We start from the raw sequence: 6924 nt of genomic DNA on the forward strand, positions 1-6924 counted from the left end.
CGACATCCAAACCAACCCGCCCGCCACCAACGACGCCATCGCTTCGATGAACGCTGCTTACGAACGCACCGTCGACAAGATGCCCGCCGATGCCGTGCTGGCCGAGATCGACGAGAAGGTCGACGATGACGCGATGGAGAAAACGCTCATGGAAGAAGGGCTCGCCAAGTTCGCCGATCCGATGAAAAAGCTGATCGCGACGGTCGCCGAGAAGCGGTCGGCGCTGATTTAGTCGGTAGAACCGTTAGATTCCTTACGGGAAAGCACCGTCCGCGGCGTCCGACACATTGTCGTTCAGCCGCGGACGGTATCTTTCCGATCAGACTTGTTGGTGGCCGCGCACCCGAGTCTGAAAGGAGTTGCCGTGTCGACACTCATCGCGTCTTGCCTTCTCGGCCTGTTGCCGGTGTCCGATGTGCCTTCAGATGCCGTCGACGGTCCCGCCGTGGCGCTGGTGGAACAACTTTCGAGCGAGGTGTGGCGGGAGCGTCGCAAGGCCGAGCGGGAGTTGGTCGCGCTCGGGGCCGCCGCCGTGCCGGTGCTCGAGGCGGCGCTCGCCAACGGGACGGATCCGGAGACCGCCGCGTGTATCGAGTCGGCGCTGGCCAGGATCGAGGAAGAGTCGAAGCAGGGCGCGACCCGGGTGACACTCGCGTTCAACAACGCGGAACTGCCCGACGTGCTTGCCACGCTCTCCGAGCAGACCGGCATGACGATCGGTCTGCACCCGCCTGATCTGGCCGAGAAGCAGAACCTGCCGCGGATCACCGCCGACTACGCGGGGTTGCCGCTTTGGGAGGTCATGCGCGATCTGCGGGAGCAGACCCACCTCTACCTGCGTCCGGGCAAGAACGACGTGCTGCTGTGCAATCGGGCGTGGCAGGCGGTGGCGTCCGGGCCGAGCGAGGTGAGTGGGCCGTTCCTGATCGAGCTGCGTGAGATTCGGCGCGAGCGGGCGGTGACGTTCGACGCGGTCCGCATCGCCGACCATGCCGCCAACGACGTCCGTGGCAAGTTCGGCATCGGACTCACGATCCACGCCGAGCCCAAGCTCGCGCTGGCTCACGAAGGCTTGAGCGTCACGCTCGATCGCGCCGAGGACGATCGCGGTAACGACCTGCGAACCCGCCTCCGGCCACGATCCAAAACCTCCACGACCGGCGGCGTCGCCGTGACCATCGGGCTCGACCATCCGGACATGGGCCGGCTCGGCGAAAGAATCACCGAACTGGCCGGCATCATTCACGCGGACGCGCTCGACCAATGGCGAACGATCGAAGCGGACTTGGCCGGCGATACCGACACGACACTCGGTAACGGCTGGTCAGCGACCGTCGCTCCGGCCAACCCGTTCGGGGGCCGGCGTTTCGGACTGTCGCTCAGCGTCACCGTGCCCGAGACAAGCCGGATGGCGGCCGAGGACTTGTTTCGCCGCGTCAAGGTTACCGACAGCACCGGCCGGGCCATGCGGTTGCGTGACATCCGGCATGAACGGGCCGACCGACCCGGCGATCGACACCGCTACACGTTCAGCGCCATTGCCGAGGGAAGCATCAACCCGCGTCGCGACGATCCGGTTGTCCCCGCGAGCCTGCACTGGGAGATTCCGACGCAACGCCAAACGGTCGAAGCTGACTTCGCCTTCCGCGATCTGCCGATCCCGTGAGGGGGCCGGGTTACTTGCCGACGAGTTCGTCGAGCGATTTTACGGCCGACTTGGGCGCGGCCGGCTCAGTGGCGACCTTGATGTTCGCTTCGGCGAGTTGAGCATCATCGACGGGCGCGGGGGCTTCGCAGAGCAGGTCGACGCCGGTCTGGGTCTTGGGGAAGGCGATGACGTCGCGGATGTTTTCGGTGTCGCGGAGCATCATCACGAGCCGGTCGAAGCCGAACGCGAGACCGCCGTGTGGCGGCGCGCCGTACTCGAGTGCCTTGAGCAGGAAGCCAAAGTTCTCCTGTTGGCGTTGCTCGTCGACGCCGAGCGCGGTGAGGACGGCGCGTTGCAGGCCGATGTCGTGGATACGGATCGAACCGCCGCCCAGTTCGTAGCCGTTGCAGACGATGTCGTACGCCTTGGTCTTGATCGAGAGCAGCTTGTCCCGATCGCCGGCTTTGGCCGCATCGAGCAGGGCCTCGACCTGGTCGTCGTTGACCATCGTGAACGGGTGGTGGCTGTAGGTGAGCGTGTCCTTGTCTTCGTCGTACTTGAAGGCGGGCCACTCGTCGATCCACACCCAGGCGAAGTCGCTGCTCGGCTCCATCTCAAGGTCTTTGGCCAGCTTGAGACGCAGCTCGCCGAGTACCTTGTTGACGAGCTTGGGCTTGTCGGCGGCGAACGCGATGAGGTCGCCGTCGGCCGCGCCAGTGGTGCTGATCAGCTCGGCGGCGATGGGTTCGAGGAACTTCGCGAGGCCGGTGGCGAGCGTGCCGCCCTCGACCTTGGTCACAGGCATACCGCCAGCACCGAAGCCCTTGGCCCAGTCGGCCAGCGCGTCGGTCTGCTTGCGGGTCATGCTCGCACCGCCGGGGACGACGATGCACTTCACCGCCGGGGCGTTGGCGAAGACCTTGAAGTCGGTCTTCTTGCCCAGTTCGGTCACGTCGTGCAGCTCCATGCCGAACCTCAGGTCCGGGCGGTCGGTGCCGAAGCGGCGCATCGCCTCGTCGTAGCTCATGTGCGGGATCGGGTCCGGCACGTCCTTGTCTAGCACCTGCTTCCAGATCTCCCGCACGACGCGCTCGGCGACGCGGATCACCTCGTCGGCGTCGACGAACGAAAGCTCGATGTCCAGCTGCGTGAACTCCGGAACACGATCCGCACGCGGGTCCTCGTCGCGGAAGCATTTCGCGAGCTGCATGTACCGGTCACAGCCGCCGACCATCAGGATTTGCTTGAACAACTGCGGGCTCTGCGGCAGGGCGTAGAAACTGCCCGGCATCAATCGGCTCGGCACGATGAAGTCCCGCGCACCCTCCGGCGTCGCCCGCGTCAGGATCGGCGTCTCGATGTCGAGGAAACCCTCCTCGCCTACCAGCACGTCGCGCATGATCTTCATCACGTCGCTACGCACCTTGAGCGTGTCCTGCAGCTTGGTGCGGCGCAGGTCGAGGAAGCGGTACTCCAAACGCTTGTCCTCGGCGACCTTCTCCGCCTCGGCCAGCTCGAACGGCGGCGTCGGGCAGCTGGAGAAGACGGTCAGTTTGAGACCGCGGACTTCGATCTTGCCGGTGGCGAGCTTGGGGTTTTCCAAACCTTCGCCGCGTAGGGCGACCTTGCCGGCAACGCCGAGACACCACTCGTTGCGGGCCTTCTGCGCGAGCGCGGTTACATCGGCCCCGCACTCTTCGGGGTCGAAGGTGATCTGCGTGATGCCGAAGCGATCGCGCAGGTCGAGAAACACGAGCCCGCCGTGGTCGCGCCAATTGGCCACCCAGCCGCAAAGCGAAACGTCCTGCCCGGCATGATCGGCCCGGAGCTCACCACAGTTGTGCGTGCGCATGAGTGACATGGGACACAGAGCGTAGGGCGGCTCGGCGGTGAATGTTGGTCCGCTATTGCGACCACTCCCGTCGCAGCACGTCTTCGGCCGGTTTGCCTTCGGGGGTGTAGCCGCTGTCGGTGGGGCCGCCGTCGCCGGGGGGCCATTCCCAGATGCTGTAACCGCCGAGCTCGTCGACGCCGTCCCAAGCCTGGAAGAACCCTTCATAAAGGCGGGCCTGCAACGCCGGGTCGATCGGGTCGTCGGTGGTGTAGTCCCACGGCTCATACGCCGCGTTGTTGCGGGTGTGCCAGCCGACCTCGGTCAGCAGCAGCGGCTTGCCGGTCGAGCGCACCCACGGCAGCAACTCGCCCTGAATCGCTTTCCACCGGCCGACGATTTCCTCGACCGATGCGTCCGGGCCCTCGCCGAGCTTCCAGTAGCTGTTCATGCCGATGAGGTCCAACGCATCCCAGAAAGGCACCGCCGTGTACCGATCCCAGTTGCTTGAGTAGGTCAAGGCGCCGGGGAAGACCTTGCGGACATCGGCGATGGTTCGTCGCCACTGGTCCTCGTGCGATTGGGCACTGATGAGTTCGCTGCCGACCACGAACACGTCGGCCCCGGTTCCGGCACCAATCGAAGCGAAGTGCAGGAGCATCTCGCGGTAGCTGTCGAACCATGCGTCCCAGCTCTGCGGCTCGATCGTGCCGCGCCATTCATTGTTCTTCGGCTGGTCGAGCAGCACGATCGGCATGAGGATCACACGAAGCCCGCGGTCTTTCGCGTGGCGGATGACCTCGGCGAGTTGGTTCGGCGCCGGTGTCATCCGCATGTCGAGGTAGATGCGGTTGGAGGTGCCGTCTTCCTGGCGGGCGTCGACGACGATCTTCACCGTGTCGGCCCCGAGGTCGGCAACTTCGTCGATTGATTGTTTGTACCGGTCGATCCAGTCGACGCGTTGGATCTGCATGCCCACGCCGCGCAACGGCAGTCCGGTGACCGGCTGCAGGTCAGCCACCGGCCGGACGGCAGCTGGTGTGTCCGAATCCCGTTGTTGCTGCAAGGCGCAACTCGACGCACCGAGGTACAAACCGAGCACGGCAATCAGAAAGATACGCATGCGGGGAGGATAGAAGCCACGGCCCCGATCCGCATCGCCGGATTACACCGAGCGCTTCGTCACGAACGCCGCGATATCCATCAGCACCGACTTCGCTTCGCCGTCATCGAGAACGTCGAGCTTGCTCATCGCCTGCTTGACGTAGTGCTCGGCCCGGCGACGGGCGTAGGGCAGTGCGTCGCTCGGGGCGATGAGGTTGCGAATCCGCTCGGCCTTGTCCGGCTCGGCACCACGCAGCAGTGACCGCATCAACTCGCGGTGCTCGGCCGGCGCGGTCCGCAGGAAATGGATCATCGGCAGCGTCAGCTTCTGCTTCTCGACGTCGATGCCAAGCGTCTTGCCGACCTCGCGGACATCACCGACGAGGTCGAGGATGTCGTCCTGAATCTGGAACGCGATGCCGAGGAGAAGGCCGTACTCCGTGAGTGCGTCGATCACCTCGTCCGACGCACCGGCGTGACGTGCGCCGAGCTTGCAACAGGTCGCGGTCAGCGCGGCCGTCTTTCGGCTGATGATTTCGAGGTACGTGTCTTCGTCGAGGTCGAGGTCGCTGCGGTGGTGAATCTGCAGGAGCTCGCCCTCGCAGACGCGGTTGGTGCAGGCACCGACCTCACGGGCGGCCGATTGGTCGGCGAGGCTGCTGCAAAGGTGGTAGCTGTGCGAGATCAGGAAATCGCCCAGCAACACGGCCGCCTCATTACCACGCAGGTGGTTGAGTGTCGCGCCCTTGCGGCGCAACTCGGCTTCGTCGAGTACGTCGTCGTGGACGAGCGTCGCCATGTGAACCATCTCGACGACGGCCGAAAGGACAATGTGGTCCTCGTTGAGGTTCCCGCACGCTTTGCCGGTGAGCAGGGTGAGCATCGGGCGAAGCATCTTCCCGCGGAAGCGTTCGACGTGCTTGACGAGCGTCCGAACGCTGGCGATGTCGCTGGCCAGTTCGTTGTCAAACATGTCCTCGACCGCCGCGAGTTCGGGCCCGACCGCGGCCTGCACCCGCAATGCCAGGGAAGACGCACCACCAGAGGCCTTCGCATCGGCAAGGGCACTGGGATCACGTCTACGAATGGCCGTACGGGTGTTCATGTCTTCTGCAAGGATACGAGAGATACATCGGCCATGCGCTGCGGGTTCAGTTTGTTTCGGCAGTGTTGAAACTGCTCGGGCGTGATAATCGGCGCTTGCCGTCCAGTTCGAGGGTCTCGCTCGGAAGTCGGGGCTCGTTGCTACCATCCTCGCCATGCAAGTCGTCTACCTCGACAACAACGCCACGACCAAGCCCGACCCGCAGGTCGTCGCCGCGATGGTGCCGTTTCTGCAGGAGTTGTACGGCAACCCGTCCAGTGCCCACCGCTTCGGCCAACGCTCGCGCCAGGCCATCGACGAGGCCCGGGCGCAGCTCGCCGACTTTCTCGGCTGTTCCGACCGCGAACTGATCTTCACCGGTGGCGGTACCGAGGCGTCGAACACCGCGTTCCGGTCCTTGCTCGCCGCCCGCGCACCCCGCACAGTCGTTGTCACCAGCACCGTCGAACACTCGGCCACCAAGCAGATGTGCGAGAAGCACGTCGACGCCGGCCTCGACGTCCGCAGCGTCGGCGTCCACGACGATGGCACGCTCGACATGGACGCACTTGCATCGGCACTCGACGACGATGTCGCATTCTGCACGATGATGTGGGCGAACAACGAGACGGGCGTGCTCTTCGACGTCGCGCAGATCGCCGATATCTGCCGGGAGAAGGGTGTGCCGTTCCACTGCGATGCGACCCAGGCGCTGGGCAAGATCCCCGCCGACTTTCATCGGCTCGGCTTCGACATGGCGACCATCGCATCGCACAAGTTCCACGGGCCCAAGGGCGTCGGGGCGCTGTTTGTCCGCAAGGGCTTGCGCGTTGATCCACTGCTGGTCGGCGGCCCACAGGAACGCGCCCGCCGCGGCGGCACCGAGAACGTCCCCGGCATCGTCGGCCTCGGCAAAGCCGCCGAAGTCGCCAAGGACAAGCTGCCCGACATGGCCCGCGTCGAGAAGGTCCTCTTCAACCAGACCTGGTACCAGATTCGTGTGCCCGAGGGCGTGACCAGCTACGTCTCCAAGGCCTTCGTCAATGCCCAGGGCGACGGCGAGACCGGCACCATCAACCAGGACCGCACCCCCGTCAAGGCCGCCAGCCTCCGTGGGCCCGGCGAGTCGTACCGCGAGCAGCTGCTGCTATCCAAGGACGACACCGTGACGATCCTCGCCGAGGAAGGCAACTACTACAAGGTCGTCTCGCCGAAGGACGCGTTCGTTTTCATCCCCGCCGGCACGCTGCGCAAGGC

Annotated in this window: 6 protein-coding genes; 3 read left to right on the plus strand and 3 right to left on the minus strand. The window is 65.1% G+C overall.

What is annotated here, in order from left to right; all coding sequences use genetic code 11:
• Both AAGD32_18015 and AAGD32_18020 read left to right on the plus strand, forming a co-directional pair.
• Positions 1-232: transaldolase (locus tag AAGD32_18015; protein MEM8876145.1), on the plus strand; the 232-nt coding region annotated here is incomplete at its 5' end.
• A 132-nt stretch (positions 233-364) separates the two neighbouring features.
• A complete protein-coding gene (locus AAGD32_18020) occupies positions 365-1666 on the plus strand; it encodes a hypothetical protein (protein ID MEM8876146.1) in 1302 nt (433 codons plus the stop codon).
• A gap of 10 nt (positions 1667-1676) precedes the next feature.
• On the opposite strand, the gene aspS is transcribed toward AAGD32_18020, so the two are convergent.
• Genes aspS through AAGD32_18035 form a run of 3 tightly spaced genes read right to left on the minus strand, consistent with a single transcriptional unit; the run spans position 1677 to position 5688 of the window.
• Positions 1677-3500, minus strand: a complete 1824-nt coding sequence (gene aspS / locus AAGD32_18025; GenBank protein MEM8876147.1) for an aspartate--tRNA ligase — start codon at positions 3498-3500, stop codon at positions 1677-1679.
• 52 nt (positions 3501-3552) lie between these two features.
• Positions 3553-4602 carry a hypothetical protein gene (locus AAGD32_18030; GenBank protein MEM8876148.1) on the minus strand — a complete coding sequence of 350 codons (1050 nt, stop codon included), beginning with the start codon at positions 4600-4602 and terminating at the stop codon, positions 3553-3555.
• A gap of 42 nt (positions 4603-4644) precedes the next feature.
• On the minus strand, positions 4645-5688 hold the full coding sequence (locus AAGD32_18035; GenBank protein MEM8876149.1) for a polyprenyl synthetase family protein: 1044 nt from the start codon (positions 5686-5688) through the stop codon (positions 4645-4647).
• Between the two features lie 154 nt (positions 5689-5842).
• Here AAGD32_18035 and AAGD32_18040 point away from each other — a divergent pair.
• Positions 5843-6924 (plus strand): aminotransferase class V-fold PLP-dependent enzyme (locus tag AAGD32_18040; protein ID MEM8876150.1); only part of this gene is annotated, 1082 nt, incomplete at its 3' end.

Source organism: Planctomycetota bacterium, from assembly GCA_039182125.1.
Taxonomy (GTDB): Bacteria; Planctomycetota; Phycisphaerae; order Tepidisphaerales; family Tepidisphaeraceae; genus JBCDCH01.